We start from the raw sequence: 19,373 nt of genomic DNA, 5'->3' as shown, positions 1-19,373 counted from the left end.
TATCATCATTGCTGCTCCAACTGATTAGATATATTTATGGTAATTTTTTTGTAGCTCGCGATTTCAGCAAAAATTTCTTTCAGAGCCGATTTACTATTACCTACATAGTAATGAGATTTAGCCACACTCCCCCACGTTTTACCAGGCATCAAACACCCAAGAGTGTCTTTGTGATAATTTCCGGCATGGATTAGAATAAACGTTCTCCCTGGAACATTTTGTAATTCATATACATTAGGATACTTCGGTGAGCTATAAGGCAATAATTTGTAAGCCCCTGCCTTGATCCTTTTATCGGATCCTTCAGTTATCGAGTCTGGTCCTGCGGGCTCCAATACAAACCAACTTTTACTTACTCCCTCAATCGTCAACTTACCTAAAGTTGTCTCTCCCATTTGATTTGTTCGCTTTAGATTTAGTTTAACTTCATCTAGTTTTTTCATTGCTCTTATCCTAGCTATCAAATCAATGAAATTAACAGAAGAGTATTGTTACAACAGATCCGTTTCATCATTAATAGAGACATCGCTAACTTAAATGAAATTGAGCATTAAGTTTTTTACACCAACTTTAGTGTAGACAGCTAACGCCGCGTTAAGGGACGCTGGCACACGATACAGAAGTGAGCACATAACACCCTAACAAATTGAAAATGCCACGTGTGCCAAGTCCCTCTTAAACGCTTTGTTAGGTAATACTTTTACCAAGATCTCAACAAAGTTATGGACGCTGATTCAACTTTATTTTCAGATATGTCGACAACAAAGAAATCTGTATGAACTGCGACTAAATTATTATTCGAGTCGTAGCCGCCAATTACCGGATAGAAACCATCTCCCCCCCCCTGAATGGAAAAGAATAAGGTTCTTATCGCTATTAGGCAGCTGTATGTTTGCAAGCCCTTCACGTATTAGTGTTTTTCTGTTCGTTTGATTGAACCAGCAGTCATCTCTACCATTGTCAAAAAGTCCTTCATACCAACAATCTTCCTCGGGCATTACGCATACTAAAAATGCCACGCGTGCTGAATCACTCTTAAATTGTTTGTTATGTGCGAACTAGTCGCATTGGAACAAACCTTACGCCATTAACGTTTTGCTCACCTTCTGTGGCAACAAAACCTTGAGAATCATAAAACTTTTGCGCGTTAACAGACGATCTCAATCTTACTTCACTGGACTCAGTAAGCGATAACAATTTATCTAGCAATAGTTTGCCTAACCCTTTGTTTTGAAAGTTAGTATCAATGAACAGATGAGTAATGCAATCATTTTCTCTCAACGCAGCAAAACCAATGACTTTGTTATTTTCTATCAGCTTAAGGTTTTGAAACTTTGATTTATCAAATGTAGTTTCAACATCAGACCGCACTTTTGAAGAAAACAACGCCTGCCCTTCATTGCTGAAATGAGGAAGGATATTTTTGTCGACAACGCGCTTAACCAAATCAACAACTTGGTTAAGGTCAGATTCTTGAGTTTCTTCGATTCTCACGTTTATCTCTCTAGCACATAACGCCCAATTAACGTGTGAGCAGCGCATACACTGAACTTGAATACTGCGCCGTAAACACTAAATTCAACCCGAAGTGAGAGCGCCAAGCGTTGCGAATCACTGTTGAATTGTTTGTTATGTTTTACCACAAGCTACTGACTTAATTGAGAAAGAACTGATATTTCTCACTAGTTTTCTGAGCTAAACCACAAGGCAAGAACCAACTTGGCCACCAAAGGCGATTAACCTAAAACCAGTAATTCCACTTCCCTGCCCAATGAGGCAACCCGCCCAAGAAACAACAAGCGCCCTATCTTTCCAACCAAAGCGCAAAACAATCTTGAATTGCTGAGGCAACTGCCAAGCTGAAATGCTGCTTGGTAATGAACCTGAAAGCGACTTTGAGCCAGTTCAACAAGAAGCCGACCGCCACGACCTGACAATGAAGCAACCCGTGAACATTGGCATGTTTTACGGCCTGAATGATTCAAGAACTTAGACCGACAATGCGGATTTGCTGAGTCTACTAGGGACAAACTGCCGAAGGGACAAAGAACTAAAGCCTAAGAACTTTAAATCTTTGAATTTAAAGTAAACATAACGCCCTGTTAAGGTGTGAGCAACGCAATACCGATGTTGCTACAGCCACCTTAATCACTAAAACCAACGCATAGTAAAAATGCCACGCGTTGCGAATCACTCTTAAACAGTTTGTTATATGCATTCTCGAAGCTTGCACAACAAGGCTTCACCACATATCTCACCAGTAAAGATAACCTCAAGAGACATAGTATAATTTTCTTTTACTAAACCAGCCTTAAACTCTATTAGTGAGACTATTTTCCAGAAACGATGAAGCAATTCTGTTATTAGCCCTGTGTTAAAGGGATAAAAGTCGAGCTTTTCTGTCTTGTGATCATTGTGAGACAACACTTTGTTTCGGTAGTCCTTTAGATTTGAGTCTTGGTACTGAGTAATCGCCAAACCTATTTCGTCCGCAATTTCGGTGTCACCTTGTAAACCAAGCTCATTATCTAAATGTGCGAATGATAGATTTTTGCTACCCATAGTTTTCGCTGGATCAAGAAGCCTTGAGATGGACATGTAGATTGAATCTATTAAGCACTGTTGAAAGCGATGAAATACTAGAGCTCCTGATGAATTTAGAACCTTTACATTCTCTTTATCAGAAAACAGTTGGTTATACTGCGTCAAATCAGAGTTTAAATGAGTTAGTTTTTCCTTGATTCGAACTAAGTCACGCTTCAATTCTTGTTTACTTTGGTTCATTTTTTCCTCTTAAGCATATAACGCCCAATCAAGGGGTGAACAACGCTACCACCCTACCTAAAGCATTGTGCCATAAACACTAAATTTGAAGTAGAAGCAAAAATGCCAAGCGTTGTGAATCCCTCTTAAATTGCTTGTTAGGCTTGTAGCTCCAGCAACTGCTCAGCCCCAGAGCTTTTCACGACTTCAAAGCCCAATTTCAAATACAGTTGCTTAGCTGGATTCGTTTCAATCACGCTTAACCCAACCTTAGATTTCGTTGTTTCCGCTTTAGCAATTAGGTCAAGAATTAGCTTACTGACTATTTTCAAACCTTGAAAATCAGGAGAGATCTGAATTTGAACCAAATACCAATAGTTAAGTTCTTCGGTGTATGTGGCTTTGAACAACCCAATAGGCTTACCATCCAATTCAACGATTTGCGCATGAGGAAACTCAAAGCGTATTCGCTTTTCATATTCTTCGGTACTCGTTGGCATACCTGCTTCTTCTAGATACTGCCTCATCGTTTTATCACGTAATGACAGCAAGAAGGGAATATCTGTCTCGCCCGCCCGTCTAAGGGAAATATCCATGCTTCCTCCAAAAGCCTAACGCCGCATTAAGGGGAGAATGTAAAATTAATAAATATATAGATTTCATAAACTTAACAGAATATGCGAGCAAAAATCAATCATTCATGTAGCTAATATGTATCAGACAAATTGTATGCTCCAGGTACTAGCAGGAACATTCAAAACTTAGATTTGGACCCAAAAGAGCTACGGTATTAAATCTAGTTCCGGCGATTTACATTAGAAAAATATACAAAAACCTTGTAAATAATTCTTTTTCTAAGAGCGTCCATATTTAACATCTTAATATCACTAAGATGATAGTCAGTGTTCTACGATTCTTGCTAACCTACTTAACTAGCGTCCAAGTTCACTACATTACCTTCACCGAACCACTCAAGAGCAGTTTCGATTGTTTTCGGCGTTGGGTTTGGAAAAAAGACAGCAAGCTTTTCTTTCGCACGTGTACAGCACACGTAGAAAATCTTCTCAGACCTTTGCCTAACACTGTCAGTTCCATTCTTTTCAAACAAATACTTAAAATTATATTGATTCCACTGACCATTATCTAACACAACTAACACATTAGAGAACTCTGAACCTTTTGTTTTATGCTGCGTAGAGAACGTAAGAAAACCCTCAAGATAGTTAAATACGTTACGAAACTCTTGATACTTAACGTCGCAAACTTGTGTGTACACGTAATGCCTATCTGAAATAAACTTATCCAGCTTATCATCTTTAATGACTAAACCTAAATTATGAGCAAGTTCGATAACTTTACCAATGGATATATCTTCACCTAACTTAAAATCTTGAATTGCGGCATTTAGTTTTACTTTGTCTTTCACTGATATTATTGAGTAATCTGTAGCCTTAATAAACTGGTTAAATTTTTTGGAGTCGTAAAGACGAATACAGTTCTCAATCTTAAACAAATGTTTGATTAGATCATCTCTATTAGAGCTGGGCTTACTATCGTCGCCTACATAGTTTTTTTTGTCATCAAGTAACTGATCTTTATCGACATACAACTTGCTAATGTGATCATATGGAAGCGATTTGGCGATCTCAAAATATTTTAGGTTATTATCAATATAAGCTTGTTGAGTTGGAGTAGGATTAGGGTTCCCAACATGCTCTAATACTTGAGCAAATGTTTTTCCTGAAGAATCGTATTCAGGTTCGGTTTCAACCAGAGCTTTCCTTACTTTAGTCCTTAAATATTCAAGGATTTTATCTTTATCATAGATACGCATCAACTCAGGAAAATTGGCTTTATTTGCGATTAAGTTATGAGTAAGATTTAGCTCTTTTACTGACTCAGCACAATTAAAGTCCCAACCCAAGTGTTGTCTTACAGCTTCTAAACTATTGCTAGTAGAATACAAGAACTTAATCTCACCCTGTTTTACCTCTCCAGCCTCATCCATATTTGGAGCATATTTGTCATCTGAAGGTTGTTGCTTGAGCCCATCGGTTCTTATTTTGTTTGCTAAGCATATGACTTTTCTAGGGTTTCTACGATTTTGCGTTTTGAATACTTCATATACTATTGGTCGCTCTGACTTGGTATATATATCCAGATCTCCGACACTCCCATCGTATATTGACTGCATTGAATCACCAAAGAAACCAACGACATTAGGCCTCTCTGACTTTTCCATATATTCAAGCAGAATCTTAACTACTATTGGATCTGTATCCTGATATTCATCTACAAAAATAAATGGATATCTATCCTTTACAATTGAGCATAGCCTTTCATACTTTTCAAACATTTTAGCAGCAAGAACAATCACTTGATCATGTGATATTATTCCATTTGCTATCTTCACATATTCTTTATATTTTATAAGTTCACAATCATCAAAAAAATCATCTTCGACCAGCTCCTCGCCTGGATTCTTTATTAATAACTGTTCAGGTTCATTAATTAGCTCAATTAATGTTTCCTTGATTTCCGATTGAAAGTTTTTAATGTTGTTCCATAGGAAATCATGAATAGTTGAAACATAAAGATTATCGTGTAAAACCCTGTCTTCAATTTCGGCAACAGCCGAGTTGGTATAAGTAATACAGGCAATATTAAGCGAAGGACTATCATTAATTACAGCTTTTAACACTTCAACTAATGAGTACGTTTTTCCACTTCCAGCGCCACCACTAAGTAAGAAGTGTTTTTTATCCTTTATTAACTTAAATGCTTCTATCGATTCATCTGATATTTTATTTAAATCTAGTTCTGCTGTAGCCATAGTAGCCCTTCCTTGATATACAACGGCACATTCCAGTTTGAAAATTCAATTTCTCTTGAATCACCTTCTGACTCAACTCCATCAGAAGTTGAAGTTTTACTATTTAGTAAAACTTCAATTGCTAGAGAAGGCTTGCTATTAACAGCCTTTTCAGCAAATTCAAAAACATCGATATCACCAGCTTGATATTTATCATAATGCTTCTTAGTCAAAGATGGGAATGCATCATGCCCAATATTTAGAAGTTCATTATTAATATGGAAAAAAGCATCCTCAAAACTTCTCGCAAGGTAACTATTTTCTTCTACTTGATAGACAATTTTAATTAGTCCATCTTGATCTTGCTCCCATAATTTTTTCTCAGGGCATTTACTTAAACTTTTGCCACTAAAACTCAAGGTTTTATAGAAATCCAACTCCTTTGTTCCAAAGAAAAATTCTAACGAAGAATTTGAAGTTTGAGATGCGCCAGTTTCGTTAGGACGACACTTCTCCCTTTTTGTTTTAGTTGGATCATCATCCTTGGGAACTTCTTTATTACTATCGATATCAGTAATAATTAGCGACTTAAGACCAATAAAATCTATGAATTTTTCAAATGTTTGAGAGTGAGCCCCAACCTCGATCATTGAAATGTTTTGAGATAATAGCGGCTGCATATTATCAACTTCATTCTCTTGATCTATTTTCTTCATCATTGCAGGTAAAATAACCCGCTCAGTATCGCCTTCTATAAAAATTGCTTTATCTGCAAAAAACAACTCAGCTCGATTCAGGGTTAAATATTGTTTCAAAAAACGATATGACTGTTTAAGCTCTGCATCTTTTTCAGGATCTTCTTTAGAGCTATACTCCAGCTCTAAATCCTTTAGGTTCTTAGCCTGTACTTGATGAGATTGCGGCTCTTTTTTCAAATACTTAATATCATCAAAGCTGCTTTCTGATACGATGTGAGAGGAATGAGTAGTAATAATTGATTGTAAATGAATCTCTATACCGTCTTCTCTTATGCGATTTTCCTTTAGCAGTTTTTTAATATTTTTAATAAATACATACTGCATCTGTGGGTGGGTATGTGCTTCAGGCTCTTCAATAAAAAGTAAGTTAATCGTAGCGGGTTGTTCTTTAAGTGACTTTCTTAACCTACTCATCAGCATTTCAATCTCGAAAATCATACTGATTAAGTTCATGTACCCTAAACCATTGTAGTGTTCAGGAAGGTCATGGCTTTGGTGCTGATACATTACCGTGGTGTTACCTTCCAACAACTCTCGATGCTGTAGCGTAGATGCAACTTTGATAGTTGTATCTGTCGGGCTAATACCACCAAACCTGTTAACTTTCTCGATGACATCTTTAAACATGTTCTGATAGATGCCACTCAGCTTAGTATCCGTTTTACGCAGCTCTTTTTTAAACTCGTTCGACGCATCTACTTGTTCATCAGATTCATCGACTTGTTTATACAAACTTGATGTTTGGTTCGATAGAGTTTTATCATTTTGCTTATTTGTTACGCTTCTTTTCGCATTGATGAACTGAATTGACAAAATATCTTTTAGGTTAATATTTTCTTTATTCAAATCAATAAATTGACTTTCATCACCTTTCAGTAAACTTTTCTTTACCACTGGGCCAAAGTAATCAGAGAGGTTCTCTTTCAAGAATAAACGAGGACTATTTTCAAATTTTTCCGCGTCATTCTCATAAGCTGCTTTCAGGTCAACTATCTTATCAAATGCTATTTTGTACTCAAAGGAAAGGACTACATTGTCATCAACAGGATCTAGACTCATAATCAACGAACTAATCTTGGATAGGTCATCTGATTCACTGTATTTTATAAACAGTTTTAGCTGAATGCCCAAAGGAGAGTATTCTTCTTCATTTCCTATAGTTTGCTCACCAAGCAACACAGCCTCAATAGAAGACATTAAATCAACATTGAAGTCCTCATAGCTAATAGCTTTTTTGTCAGATTGTACGGCGAGTTTATCTAAGCAAGCTAACACTGAAGTCTTACCTGTATTGTTTTTACCTATAACTAGAGACAATTCGTCTTCTAAGTCTAAGGTAAAGCTTTTTAGTAATCTAAAATTTGAAATTTCAATTCGCGCTACTTTCATGCTTTATCTCTCTGCTTATATTCTGGAGAATTTTGGGTGACTATTAATGCGTTACCCTCTCAACCTCAACCTCAACCTAAATCAAAGATAAGCATTCTATTGCATTACCGGTCGCCAAGCAGTGATACAGATCCACTGTTCTCTTATGAATGTCGTATTCATTTACTTAGTTTGGAAAGTTCTGTTTACCAGAATGAGAGTGAGTTAATCCTCTAACTAAAAAGGGGCAAGACTTTGTTAAAGCACTAAGCTAGCTAATAGAGAACCCGAATAGGTCCGTTTTATTTGAAAATACATACATCAAGTGTTAGCTTAGTCTTATAGAGCTGAAGAGCTTGCCTTCCGTTTGGCGAACAACTTGTTGTTTTTTACTTGACTTAATCAACATTACTCAATGCTGTATCGTGGCGACGAGTAGATTACTAAACGGACTAATAACTCGTAACTCGTGCAGCGTGGAGCAATGCCATGCAATTAATCGTAAAAGCAGCTGTTTTAAATGCAGAGCAGTTCAAGCAATTCGCACACTCTCTCTATCGTTCCCACCTCCATGTTCGTGAACAGTTCAAGAGGCAACCGCGGATGGTCGCTTTGTTAAAAGCCAATGGCATCTGCAGTGACTCGTTCTTTAATACAGGGTTAAAGGTTTATGTCGATGTAGAGGAGCTATACGACTATTTCTCGTTAAATTCAAAGTCCATTAATGAAGCACTGTCTGACGCTAAATGCCAAATACAACAACATATTAATTCGGACAATTTACGTGCGCGCTTTAGGGTACAATATCCAAACTATGAACCCCAATACGACTTTAGGGAGTATCCAGAGCTACAAAACCTGATAGATTGCTCTGAGGGCGAACTCAAAGAGCGTGTAGTATCACTTATAGACAGAGAGCCATTTCATGCTATTTGTCCCAAGGCGGTTTACAATTATCTCCGAGAATTGCAAGAAGATGAATTAATGACGTCGATACACATGGCAACAGGTTGGTAAACCCCTAAATTTCTATTCTCTCTTCAGATTAGACTAATTTAGTCAATAGTAAGCCCTAAGGCATTTAATGATTATCATATCTAAACGTCTTGGGGTATTTTCTTGTCACGATTACTTTATTACCAAAATACAGTTATTCACAGAACTCCAAGTTAAAGAGCAAAGCGCACGCTTGAAGATACCTGCCACTGAAAGACTCTTGTGATGAACTGTTGACCTGCTAAGGCTACGCCTTTTAATGCTCGCATTAGCTCGCTCGCGCAGTACTGGCTGGTTTTGATAATCCCCGTATCTTTATCCACTGAAAACTCATAGTGTGGTTTAAACACCTGTTCTTTACGCTTGCTAAATACGCCGCCCATTTGTTGGGTAAACGTCTTCCAGTCGCCTTTATCTGCCGCTTCAATGATGGTCTTCGCGTGGTCAGGTAGGTCTTGAGTCTCTTTAAGACGTCTTAGCTCTCTCCATACAGTCACCGAACAGCCACCTAACTGTTGAAACTGACGAATACCCCAACACGATGCCCATGCATCAACACGTGCCGCCGCATCTAACGGGTCTTCTCCGTAAATGCCATCTTCTAGATCTGCGCCATCAATGTTCTTGGAAATGTATTTGGCGATGTAACCTGTTGCGCTCCCTTTTGATGGGTCTATCTTCACTTCAGTAAAGCGGTGTTGCTCTGCTCCCTTTTCATCTCCATCTTCTCGCATTGAGTATTCACGCATGGTTTGAGTCATCGTTTCATAGTCTTTCGCTTCGACAAACAGCAACAGGTGCCAATGTGGTGTACCATCATGCTGCGGCTCTGCTACACGAAAACCATAGAAACGAACACCTAAGCGATTCAGTTTTGAGCGGATAAGTTTCCATGTCTCATTAAGGTAGGATTGACCGTCTAATGGGGTGTAACCCTCCCACTTAGGGTTGATGTGTCCGGACTTTGAATAGCTTCTGTGGTACTTGGAGGGACAGGTTATGGTTAGAAATGTTGCTACATGACCTAGCTCATTGGCTAAGTCTTCAAACCCTCTTGCTCTTACCATTAACTCCCCTTTGCGTATCTTCGGGTCTGATACCCCTTTTTGCGATAGCTCAAGCAGTGAGAAGCTCTGTCCAAGCTCGTTGGTCGCGATGGTGTTTTCTAGGTACGCTTTTTGGTATGCCTTTTGATTGAGTCGAGCAATAAGCGTTGGCTGGGAGCAATATAGACTCTTTTGCTTATTAACTTGATTGAGATGATGCAGCACGGTCTCGATATTACGTCTTAACGCCTTCCTAAGCCCTCTCAACCACCAATTTTTGTGGCTGTAACGCGCCACCTCCCCTATCAGGGAATATTGTCCCTGATAGGGGGTTAAGCCTTTTCGAGTCACATAGTCTCGTAATGGTTGAAGCGCGGACTCATCATTAAGATAGCGGCGACGTCGGTCTAATACCTCTTGGGCAAGTTGCTTCGCTTTAGCTCTCAAGTCTTCTTCGGTTAGGTTTAACTCAATCTTATCGATTGGCAAAGATAAGTTCGCGGCGATAGTGTTGGTCGTGACTCTGAGATAAGTATTTCGCTCGAATTTCGTTGGCTGGCGCAGATATTCATTAAATAGTATACGTTGAATTTCGTCCGAAAACGGAGAAAGCCTTTGCTGAACAAAGGCTCTGTCATCTCGGTCAACACTCGAAAGGTTGATGGTCATCATAGGAGCGTTTTCCCCTTACTCGTTAAGGAAAACACATCCCAACGCAAACCAAAGTACTTCTGGCTCGCATATTCAATCAAGCCTTCTTTAACGAGCTTGTGAATGGTCTTTTGATGCAACTGAATAGGCAACCGCGACTTTGGCTGAACGTCGCCCTGAGTTGGACAGTAGTCTGAACACACTTGGAAAGTGCGTCCGGTCTTCATCCATTTGATGAGCATGATTTGCTCTTGAGTCAGATTAGCCATGAGCCGCACCTCCCTGACACAAATGCTCAAGCTTGGTGTGATTATCTAGCCATGCATCTAAATCTTCTTTTAAATAACGGACAGCGCGCCCAATTTTAATAAATGGAGGGGCGATAGTTCGGTTATTGCGCTGGCCTTCCATTCTCGCTTGTCTTAAGTAAGAGCGGCTCATGCCAATGTAAGTTGCGGTTTCTTGCTCAGTATAAGCGCGCTTTTCAACGTTTGAATCTGTCATTACGGTATCTCTTTGATGTGAAGTTGATACCACGGTAAACAGTCGTAAACGTCACCTGACGATTTGGTTGACGATACGGTTGACGCCTCCCCTCTACTTTTGCGACAGACTTAACATATTGATAGTTTCAAACGGATTTCTTGGTGTGATTGCAGGGATTGAATAGCGACGAAATCGTGTCTAACAGTTTTCTCAAAGACAACGACGGTTAGCTTCGGTTGAGCAACAGAGACTTTCAACCAAGAGGAGAGTTCTCAACGCTCATTAAGCATTAAAGTAGCACTTTAGGGAGTGCTACACAGCGGTTAAATCAACTGTTGCGATATTTTTATGAACCCTTTAAATACAAGGCTTCAATACAGTTTTGGTACTCAACATCATGTAGCAGAGATAACGTATTAAATCGTAGTCCAGTATGCGTAGAGAGTGACGGTTGACTGAGTCAGAAAAGTGCTGAAAACCGTGTGCCTTCATCACGCCAAGCTTTCAACACACATCCAACCGATAAGCCAACCGAATCGCAACCGAACTAGTCAGAATTCTCTCTTATCGCTTTTCTTACCAACGGGAGGTGTTTCTTACGAAAGGACTGATACCCCAAGCGGTTCTCGGTTCCTTTATTGTCCAACCAAAGAATACAATCTTTCATCACTTCTATGATGTAGCCGTCAATATCGAATTGCTTTTTAACCTCTTCCAGTGAGTCTTTCTTGATTAACTCCCACACCTTGGGCGCGTCTTGGTCACCGTAGGTTTCCAATACGCGATAAGCAATCTTTTCAATGGGGTGTGACAGCGCCACTTCATGTAGCCTTGAGCTACTTTGCTTTACTGACTCAACCGTGATTGCCGGTTGAATAGCACTGAGCCAGCGGTTGATGCCTTCAACCTCTACCCGCAGTTGCTCAGGGTTAATGAGTACGGGTTTAGCGTTTAAACGCACGGCTTGTGAGGTTGAATCGTTAATATTCAGGTTCAATAATGCGTCTTGGAGTTTCGAGTGCTTCTCATCTTCTTTTGGGTTCAAGAAAGCCGATGCGAACGTAGACACGACATTTTCAACGGTTGGCGTGGCACTGAGTTCGGCAATAGCACTGATGCGAGTGGTTGGAAGCTCAGGGCATTGTTTGGTGTATTGTAGATTTGTCTTTTGGATGTTTGGGAAAACATCATCCACTGACGACCAACCTGTGATTCGTTCCGGCTCTATCGCCAAGAGCACTGAGATTTCAGTGGGCTTCATTAGACGGATAATTCGCGCGGCATCTTTCGATTTGAGTTGAACCATACCCTGATAATCAAACACGGCATACACAACTGTTTGGCTGTCTCTCTTGCCATAGGCGCCAAGGCGTTTCGCTTCAACATAGGCAAACAAGGTTAACTGATTGTCCTCTATGGCCGCCATCACATCGCCTTGTGTGGCACTGGTTTTCTCAGGTATCTCACTCAATCGAATAAATCGACGGGTTAACTGCTCCATGAATCGCCTTTTGTCTTCTTGCTAGTGAGGCAATTTAAACACTAAACTGAGTCTTGGCTTACTCTAGCCGCCAGTAAGCCAACTGTTTTTCAGCGCGGTTCACAACACTAACCAATCAGGTTCACCGCCGATGCTTTGTGTTCTGGTGCTAAGTGGGCATAGCGCAACGTCATCTTTAAATCGGCATGACCAAGAAGCTCCCGAACGGTATTCAAATCCACCGCTGCCATGACAAGCTTGCTGGCGAAGTGATGGCATAAGTCGTGAAAACGGAAGTTCTGAATATTGGCGTCTTTCAGTAATTGCTCCCATTGATATTGGTAGGTATCAATCGGCTTTCCATTTGAGGTAAACACGAGCCCACTTTCCTCACTATAGTTCTGAGCCTTCCAATCGTTCAGCATGGAGAAAACGGTATCGTTTAAAGGAATGGTTCGGCGTTTCTTAGACTTCGCATTTGCTGAGGTAATGGTGAGATAACGATTTTCGAAGTTAATGTGCTCCCAACATAATGACAGCATTTCACCCTTTCGCATGCCCGTATTAATCGCCATCACGATTAAAGGCTCTAAATAATCCGCATACCGCAGCTTGGGCACTTCCTGACGATGGGCTTGCTTCTGATTTTCCCTCAGGCGAATGTCACGCACTTTCAAGGAGTCTAATAACGCTGTTTCTTCTGCCGTAGACAGATAACGAATACGCTGATCATCTTCTTTGACTATCTTCACACTACTGAGCGTATGAGAATCAATGAAGTCCCATTCAACAGCTCGGTTAAACGCGGCTTTCAAGCGATTGTAGGCGTATGAAATGGTTGATGATGCCCTACCCAACTTGCGCTTTTCAGACACCCATTGTTGAACGTCCCAAGCCGTAATTTCAGACATGGGTTTATGAGCTAAATGCTTGAAGCTGCTTTTTATGCACATAAAGGATTGTTTGGCTGTTTTAGGGTTTAGAGCCTGTAAGTAACTCTCGTAATGTTCATCAAGAAATCGTTCTAGGGTCAGTGTCTTTCTTAACGCTTCACGTTTGGCTTCAAAACGCGTTTCCTGAACATCTTGTCCACCTGCGACAAGACCTGCTTTTTCTTTTGCTAAATCTCGGGCTTGAGCAGGCGTTAAAGAAGTTGCTGCACCTAAGAGGTAGTTTCTCTGCTTCCCATTCAGGCGATAGTAAAAGTAGTATTTGATGATGCCTTTGGGGGAGATACGAGCGTGAAAACCGCTGATCTCAGTGTCGTTCAAACGCTTGTCATCGACCTTAAAACTCTTGATTGAGGTATTGGTAATCTTTTGCTTGATAGCCATCGTAATTTCATCCGTGTAGCTTTTATGTAGCAAAATGATTGTATAAGGATGGCTAAAAAAGAACAGGGATGAACAAACAAATCATACTTAAATCATTGTTTTACATGGCACTACGAGTCATATTTGTTCATTGTGGTTCACAGAGAAATACTACCAAAACACAGCATTAAGGTGTGAGCAACGCTCACACACAACTTAAACATTGCACCCTAAACGCGAAACCCAACGATGAAATGCAAAATGCCAAGCGTTGGGAACCGCTCTTAAATGCTTTGTTAGCACGCAATTTACACAACTAATCTTTGTTTACGTTGTTTGATTCCTGTTTGTCAGGATTTGAACGAACATAATCTTCACCATTTACATTCACTACGTGATGATCAGGGTGCTTTCCTGCGTTAACCTCATCAACAAGCGTTTCTCGGCTAACTACTCCTCGACCTTGAATTGTATATGAGTCATTTTCACCATGCTCGCCATCGTTATTGCCACGTATATTTTTAGCCATAAATCCCCCAGTGATTACATGTGAACCTAATTTCACAATATTAGAATTGACTAAGTAGAGAATTAATTCAAATTATTGGTGTAGAAGTTTGTGTGCTAACGCCGCGTTAAGTGGTGAACAACGCAACCACTAAACCTAAGCCATTGTACCTTAAACACTTAATTCAACTGGAAGTAAAATCGCCAAGCGTTGTGAATCCGCCTTAAACGCTTTGTTATATTGATGCCGCCAAAACCAATTTATTGATTTAACTGGGATGCGAACAACAGTAGCGAAAAAATAGCAAAGCTGTACCTGAGATCATTTCTTAGTTTTATCAACCTCTTATTATTCAGTTGATCCAGATCTTTACCGAAAAGCATCGGGACAAATAAGAACATACCAAAATGGAACACTACGAACGGTGGAGCCCCTCTAGAACGCCAATGCTCATGCTCCATTTCATTCCATTAATCATAAAAACTCTTGCTGGATTTTATGAGCGGAAACATTGAAACCAACACCGCACAAACCATCAGAGTGTTAAATAACTCACCCATTTTAATCCCTGAACTTGAAAAACAATATAACGCCGCGTTAAGTAGTGAGCAACGCTACCACTGAACCTAAAACATACCACCTTAAACACGAAACCCAACGATAGAATAAAAAATGCCAAGCGTTGGGAATCTGTCTTAAACGCTTTGTTATAGCGCATCTTCCGACGCGCGCATTACCGACAATACTTTCGATAGTACGCTTGGAATACCCGTACCTTTTAAGTAATTAATACTCGTATTTCGACTTGTGGTTTCATCAAACAATTCGTGAAACGAGCTTTGTTTTTCAATGACAACAGCAGGCAACTCATAACCATCTTCGTTGAATTGGTCTGCTGTAATATCAATGATATAGCCATTGCACACCAACCATGCATGGGACTGGTTGAAATTTTCACCTAGCCCACTGCCACAGACATATTCACTGTCTAAGTTGTGGTACTGCAATAAATACAAGCCTAATAAATCTGTGGCATCTCCACAGCAACCATTTGGAAAGCCAGAAGAGTGATAAAAGCTAGTCATGCTATGAAAGTCTGATTTCTCAAAACTAGCCAAAATATCTCTAATTTGATGAATCTCTTTCTTCACTTCTATATTCAAACTAAACTCCAATATTGCCTAGCGCTATAACGCACAATTAAGGTGTGAAGCACGCGACCACTTCACTCAACTTGACCACCGTAAACACAAAACTCAACCCAAACCAAAAATGCCAAGCGTGCTGAATCACTCTTAAATTGTTTGTTAAGCATTATTTTGAGAAGCCATCGTTGAATTGTTGGTGGATCTTTGACAGTTCAATCTCTTCTAGAGGCACATCTGCGCCGGGCATTGCATTACCCTTATAATTTATATTTCCATACGGAAAAACATATGGATTTTCTTCGGTAATTTCAGAAAGATTGATGTCAATTAACAGCTTTGATTTTGGACATCTCGTACTTCGAAAACCATTGCCATTTACATAGGGCATCTTTTTGATTGCTTGAGCCAGTATATTGTTAGAACAACGTAAAAACTCACTATTAACAAATATGTACGACTGGTTTTCTAAAGTTTCTCTGCCAACAAAAGCTATAAAACTGATGTTTTTGTACAGTTCATTGAACTCAAAGACAACAGGGCGATTAAGCCCAAGTTGCTCAATATCATTAAACTGACATTTTCCACTGGATAATAAATCGAGCAGCTCTAATGTAGTTATCGATAACTGGAAAGCTCCAAGGTTATGCATTGTATTCTTGTGATGTTCAGGAACGCGTCCCTATTACAAGCATACTTCTTGTTGATTTTTATTAATTTTCTTTTGACACCCTGAATCAACGGCTTCACTTGCTTACTTAACTCTACAGAGCGAGTTTGCCCGACTGACATTTTAGACTGTATGCGAGCTATTTCTTTATCGAGTTCAATTTCTGTCTTAGTTAACAAACCACCTTTCGGACCGCTAACGTCGACAAACAATATGTCTTCAAGAGAGTCATTTACATCGTCTGAGATTACATAATCAGGAGTATGATAGCTCTCAAGTTGTGACATTTTTCGAAGAGAAAGGTAACGGCTGTTTCCTCCATTTTTTATCTCCTCCTCATAACGTTCTATATCTGAGTCTTTTAATCTAAATTTCTTTAGCAAGTATTCACCTGCAAACTCTTCACTATTCATTGAAACCTCATGTTGAGCAAACACCATAATGCTTAACGCCGCATTAAGGGGTGAACACCACCACCACCTAACCTAAACCATTGTGCCGTAAACACTTAAGCTAATTCAAACCAAAACTGCCAAGCGTTGTGAATCCCTCTTGAATGCTTTGTTAGTTGCCAAACCTAAAGCTTTGATTTGAAGTTAGTTACCGCTTTGCCAACACTTGCTTTACGTATGTTGGGAAACTCAAATCAGGCGTAGTTTCAAAACGTTTGTCACTGAAACCACTTGGAACACGCAACGCCGTAGAAAACGAACTGACAACATCAAAAGACCTTTTGGAGAAACAATGCCACAAAGCTGACTTTCAACAAGTAAATCGGCTTCTGAAACGGCAAACCAAACTAAGAAAAGATCGAAGCTCAATTCCGCGAGCCATGAGCCCGAAGTTCAAAGTGCAGAATCGAGCAAAGCACACGAACGATTAGACCTAAACACTCTGTTTTAGCTGCGATTTTCTCGTTGGCAACTAACGCCCTGTTAAGGTGTGAGCAACGCAATACCGAAGCCTCCGCATACCACTTTAAACACTAAAACCAACGCATAGTAAAAATGCCACGCGTTGCGAATCACTCTTAAACAGTTTGTTATGAGGTGCGCTCTCACTGATGTTCAACTAGTCCCATTTTTTCCGCCGTAGCTAAAACATTAAAAGGGCCACTAATTTCACTAGACAAAACTTCAACTTGACGCAGGTCTAAATGCTGAATTTTTGAATCACTTGGCTTTTCAAAATAGATAAAGCCTTTTAAGATTCCATTTAAAGTGGTGATGTCTGCCTCATCTAATACAGTTTTGAGATTACTAGCTTCGGCTTGAGTGCACTCATAGTCCTTAAGAAAATTAATGTATAGGAAAACTTTTCTCTTATCGTCAATGCTCAAGCTTTCAAACCATTCAGATTTAGGGAAATCTAATACTGTTTGTTTACCAATTTTGTCACATTCTTGCCATTTATCATCCCATATTTTCAAGTAACTCAGCTTATCGACTTTTGCTGAGCAGCCAACTAGAAGCAGAAGTAATAGATAAATTAGTCCTTTTTTCATCATAAATCTCTAAGCTAAATAGCGACGCCTCATAACGCCGCGTTAAGTGGTGAACAACGCGACCACCTAAACTAAACTATTGTGCCGTAAACACTAAAGCCGAATCAAACTGAGAATGCCAAGCGTTGTGAATCCGTCTTAAACGCTTTGTTATGGCGCAACTCTCAACGATGGCCACCGAACTAGCCACCCTTTTGAATTTACGCGATTTTCAAAGGCTTCCCGTTGCCTTTTAGGATTATACGTGACCCAGTAACTATATAGGGATTCAAACCCAAAAGCAGCAACACATTCATATTGGTTTCGCCCAATTTGCCGAATTGCTACCGCTGTTTCTTTTTCAGGCCAGTAACTCATTGCGTCAACTGAACTTTTATAAGGATTGTCACCATTACGCTTGTGCATTATAGCTTGGTTACGTACTTGCCAGTTAAGCTGTGGCATACAGGCTTTTAGTTGTGCTTCATACTCCAAATAGGTATTGGTGTTAGATTCGCTTGGGTCAAAGTAGATTACATCCACATCATTCAAGGGAGTAGATACTTTGAAACCATGCAGTGAGTCCCAAACTAAATTTCGAACGAAACCTGCTGCTATATAGCACTGCGGCAAACCTAACTCTGAAACACAATTGAGTGCCTCAACTCTGATTGGATCTTGTTTAACTAGTTCTACGATCTTATCCATTTTCGCCCTGCGCCATAACGCCCTGTTAAGGTGTGAGCAACGCAATGCCGAAGCTTCCGCATACCACCTTAAACATTTAAACCAACGCATAGTGAAAATGCCACGCGTTGCGAATCACTCTTAAACAGTTTGTTAGTCGCGAGGCACCGAGCGACAATTTTAAGCCGAACTAAACTTTGCGAACAACAAACTTTATGTGCTTTGATGCATTTAAGTCAGGCGCAGTCTCAAAGCAGCTACTCAATGAAACCACTTGGAACATAAAACGTCGTAGAAAACGGATTGACAACACAAAAAAGCGCTTTTGGAAAACCAATCTAACAGTGCGGACTTTCAACAAAGCCACTGAAACCACGTGGAACTTACCACACCAGAGAAGACGACTTTTCAGCGAGTAGATCTGCTTTTGAACCAACAAACTCACCGGGCAGAGTTGCAACCAAGAACAGACGCTCGATCGCCCTGTTCTGTCAGCACCAAAGAACAAAAAACCGCTTGGACACTTACACAACTTTGGACTTAGAACAGCTGAAATTGAGTTTTGACCATCGACGACGCACCTGCGTATCAAACGATCATCAGCCAAATTTTAATCTTAGAAACGTGATTTTGATTGCTAGCTTTTTCCGGCGACTAACGCCGCGTTAAGTGGTGAACAACGCCAACCACCAAACCTAAACCATTGTACCTTAAACACAAAACCTGACTGGAACTGAAACCGCCAAGCGTTGTGAATCCGCCTTAAACGCCTTGTTAGGCGAAGTTTCCCACCAGTGTTTAAGTTGGTTTGAAAGCAGATTACCCGAAACCGCATAAGCAACCAAACACCCACTGATTTTTTGTGATTCAAGAATCACAAATGACACTATGTTTCAGCCAAGGTTCCAACAACCACGAAATGCGAATTTGCAGCGACTAAGTAGCTTTTTAACCTGAGAAACCAACAGCTACAAGCTAATAGCAAAAACGAAAACTACGATTGACTTGCCGTTGCCACTTTTTGAGCTAGTGAAACTCACCACCAACCTGTGCCAAAAGCCAATGAGGCAACCCACGAGCTTTGCATGTTTTACGGCAGAAGAGATTCAAGAATTTGAGCCGACAATGTTGAATTGCCGACATAGAAAACGAATGCTCAAAGAAAACTAAGAAGATGAGAACAAAGAACTTTCCTGCCCGTCGCCTA

Annotated in this window: 18 protein-coding genes; 1 reads left to right on the top strand and 17 read right to left on the bottom strand. The window is 40.0% G+C overall.

Annotation, left to right across the window (positions count from 1 at the left end; genetic code table 11):
• Positions 1-5 precede the first annotated feature (5 nt).
• From VEA_RS08770 to VEA_RS08740, 6 genes are all read right to left on the bottom strand, one after another.
• Positions 6-443, bottom strand: a complete 438-nt coding sequence (locus VEA_RS08770; RefSeq protein WP_041852942.1) for a DUF5675 family protein — start codon at positions 441-443, stop codon at positions 6-8.
• Positions 444-1,047: 604 nt separating this feature from the next.
• Positions 1,048-1,494, bottom strand: coding sequence for a GNAT family N-acetyltransferase (locus tag VEA_RS08760; RefSeq protein WP_012841740.1), 447 nt, complete (start codon positions 1,492-1,494; stop codon positions 1,048-1,050).
• Positions 1,495-2,208: 714 nt separating this feature from the next.
• A complete protein-coding gene (locus tag VEA_RS08755; protein WP_012841738.1) occupies positions 2,209-2,784 on the bottom strand; it encodes an AbiU2 domain-containing protein in 576 nt (191 codons plus the stop codon).
• 137 nt (positions 2,785-2,921) lie between these two features.
• Positions 2,922-3,359, bottom strand: coding sequence for a GNAT family N-acetyltransferase (locus VEA_RS08750; protein WP_041852940.1), 438 nt, complete (start codon positions 3,357-3,359; stop codon positions 2,922-2,924).
• 332 nt (positions 3,360-3,691) lie between these two features.
• Positions 3,692-5,596, bottom strand: coding sequence for a UvrD-helicase domain-containing protein (locus VEA_RS08745; RefSeq protein ID WP_006741495.1), 1,905 nt, complete (start codon positions 5,594-5,596; stop codon positions 3,692-3,694).
• Complete coding sequence (locus VEA_RS08740; RefSeq protein ID WP_006741494.1) at positions 5,578-7,722, bottom strand: ATP-dependent nuclease; 2,145 nt, start codon at positions 7,720-7,722, stop codon at positions 5,578-5,580. Before VEA_RS08740 ends, VEA_RS08745 begins: the two co-directional genes overlap by 19 nt.
• A gap of 468 nt (positions 7,723-8,190) precedes the next feature.
• Between VEA_RS08740 and VEA_RS08735 the strand changes: the two genes are divergently transcribed.
• On the top strand, positions 8,191-8,718 hold the full coding sequence (locus VEA_RS08735) for a hypothetical protein (RefSeq protein WP_041852939.1): 528 nt from the start codon (positions 8,191-8,193) through the stop codon (positions 8,716-8,718).
• Positions 8,719-8,870: 152 nt separating this feature from the next.
• On the opposite strand, the gene VEA_RS08730 is transcribed toward VEA_RS08735, so the two are convergent.
• The 11 genes from VEA_RS08730 to VEA_RS08665 form a co-directional block, all read right to left on the bottom strand.
• Complete coding sequence (locus VEA_RS08730) at positions 8,871-10,415, bottom strand: replication endonuclease (RefSeq protein ID WP_006741493.1); 1,545 nt, start codon at positions 10,413-10,415, stop codon at positions 8,871-8,873.
• Positions 10,412-10,663 (bottom strand): hypothetical protein, encoded by a 252-nt coding sequence (locus VEA_RS08725; protein WP_012841736.1) that lies wholly within the window; start codon positions 10,661-10,663, stop codon positions 10,412-10,414. Before VEA_RS08725 ends, VEA_RS08730 begins: the two co-directional genes overlap by 4 nt.
• A complete protein-coding gene (locus VEA_RS08720; protein ID WP_012841735.1) occupies positions 10,656-10,898 on the bottom strand; it encodes a helix-turn-helix transcriptional regulator in 243 nt (80 codons plus the stop codon). The genes VEA_RS08725 and VEA_RS08720 overlap by 8 nt, the downstream gene beginning before the upstream one ends.
• Before the next feature lie 529 nt (positions 10,899-11,427).
• Positions 11,428-12,381 (bottom strand): hypothetical protein, encoded by a 954-nt coding sequence (locus VEA_RS08715; protein ID WP_012841734.1) that lies wholly within the window; start codon positions 12,379-12,381, stop codon positions 11,428-11,430.
• 107 nt (positions 12,382-12,488) lie between these two features.
• Entirely contained in the window at positions 12,489-13,694 is a 1,206-nt protein-coding gene (locus VEA_RS08710; RefSeq protein WP_006741492.1) for a site-specific integrase, read from the bottom strand.
• A 295-nt stretch (positions 13,695-13,989) separates the two neighbouring features.
• Positions 13,990-14,202, bottom strand: coding sequence for a DUF3892 domain-containing protein (locus tag VEA_RS08705; RefSeq protein ID WP_012841733.1), 213 nt, complete (start codon positions 14,200-14,202; stop codon positions 13,990-13,992).
• Between the two features lie 686 nt (positions 14,203-14,888).
• A complete protein-coding gene (locus VEA_RS08695) occupies positions 14,889-15,344 on the bottom strand; it encodes a hypothetical protein (RefSeq protein WP_012841682.1) in 456 nt (151 codons plus the stop codon).
• 151 nt (positions 15,345-15,495) lie between these two features.
• Complete coding sequence (locus tag VEA_RS08685; protein ID WP_041852926.1) at positions 15,496-15,978, bottom strand: hypothetical protein; 483 nt, start codon at positions 15,976-15,978, stop codon at positions 15,496-15,498.
• Positions 15,945-16,409: a hypothetical protein gene (locus VEA_RS08680; protein ID WP_041852925.1), complete on the bottom strand. Its 465-nt coding sequence runs from the start codon at positions 16,407-16,409 to the stop codon at positions 15,945-15,947. Before VEA_RS08680 ends, VEA_RS08685 begins: the two co-directional genes overlap by 34 nt.
• A gap of 644 nt (positions 16,410-17,053) precedes the next feature.
• Positions 17,054-17,503 carry a hypothetical protein gene (locus VEA_RS08670; protein WP_012841729.1) on the bottom strand — a complete coding sequence of 150 codons (450 nt, stop codon included), beginning with the start codon at positions 17,501-17,503 and terminating at the stop codon, positions 17,054-17,056.
• Positions 17,504-17,650: 147 nt separating this feature from the next.
• The gene (locus VEA_RS08665) at positions 17,651-18,187 is read right to left on the bottom strand and encodes a nucleotidyltransferase family protein (protein ID WP_041852937.1); all 537 of its coding nucleotides are present in this window, start codon (positions 18,185-18,187) and stop codon (positions 17,651-17,653) included.
• Positions 18,188-19,373: the final 1,186 nt, after the last annotated feature.

Source organism: Vibrio antiquarius (assembly GCF_000024825.1).
Taxonomy (GTDB): domain Bacteria; phylum Pseudomonadota; class Gammaproteobacteria; order Enterobacterales; family Vibrionaceae; genus Vibrio; species Vibrio diabolicus.
This window is presented reverse-complemented; position numbering and strand designations above follow the sequence as displayed.

Coding starts and splice junctions, on each gene's coding strand:
- VEA_RS08770 (WP_041852942.1), bottom strand. CDS start 443: ATGAAAAAACTAGATGAAGTTAAACTAAATCTAAAGCGAACAAATCAA.
- VEA_RS08755 (WP_012841738.1), bottom strand. CDS start 2,784: ATGAACCAAAGTAAACAAGAATTGAAGCGTGACTTAGTTCGAATCAAG.
- VEA_RS08750 (WP_041852940.1), bottom strand. CDS start 3,359: ATGGATATTTCCCTTAGACGGGCGGGCGAGACAGATATTCCCTTCTTG.
- VEA_RS08745 (WP_006741495.1), bottom strand. CDS start 5,596: ATGGCTACAGCAGAACTAGATTTAAATAAAATATCAGATGAATCGATA.
- VEA_RS08740 (WP_006741494.1), bottom strand. CDS start 7,722: ATGAAAGTAGCGCGAATTGAAATTTCAAATTTTAGATTACTAAAAAGC.
- VEA_RS08735 (WP_041852939.1), top strand. CDS start 8,191: ATGCAATTAATCGTAAAAGCAGCTGTTTTAAATGCAGAGCAGTTCAAG.
- VEA_RS08730 (WP_006741493.1), bottom strand. CDS start 10,415: ATGATGACCATCAACCTTTCGAGTGTTGACCGAGATGACAGAGCCTTT.
- VEA_RS08725 (WP_012841736.1), bottom strand. CDS start 10,663: ATGGCTAATCTGACTCAAGAGCAAATCATGCTCATCAAATGGATGAAG.
- VEA_RS08720 (WP_012841735.1), bottom strand. CDS start 10,898: ATGACAGATTCAAACGTTGAAAAGCGCGCTTATACTGAGCAAGAAACC.
- VEA_RS08715 (WP_012841734.1), bottom strand. CDS start 12,381: ATGGAGCAGTTAACCCGTCGATTTATTCGATTGAGTGAGATACCTGAG.
- VEA_RS08710 (WP_006741492.1), bottom strand. CDS start 13,694: ATGGCTATCAAGCAAAAGATTACCAATACCTCAATCAAGAGTTTTAAG.
- VEA_RS08705 (WP_012841733.1), bottom strand. CDS start 14,202: ATGGCTAAAAATATACGTGGCAATAACGATGGCGAGCATGGTGAAAAT.
- VEA_RS08685 (WP_041852926.1), bottom strand. CDS start 15,978: ATGCATAACCTTGGAGCTTTCCAGTTATCGATAACTACATTAGAGCTG.
- VEA_RS08680 (WP_041852925.1), bottom strand. CDS start 16,409: ATGAATAGTGAAGAGTTTGCAGGTGAATACTTGCTAAAGAAATTTAGA.
- VEA_RS08670 (WP_012841729.1), bottom strand. CDS start 17,503: ATGATGAAAAAAGGACTAATTTATCTATTACTTCTGCTTCTAGTTGGC.
- VEA_RS08665 (WP_041852937.1), bottom strand. CDS start 18,187: ATGGATAAGATCGTAGAACTAGTTAAACAAGATCCAATCAGAGTTGAG.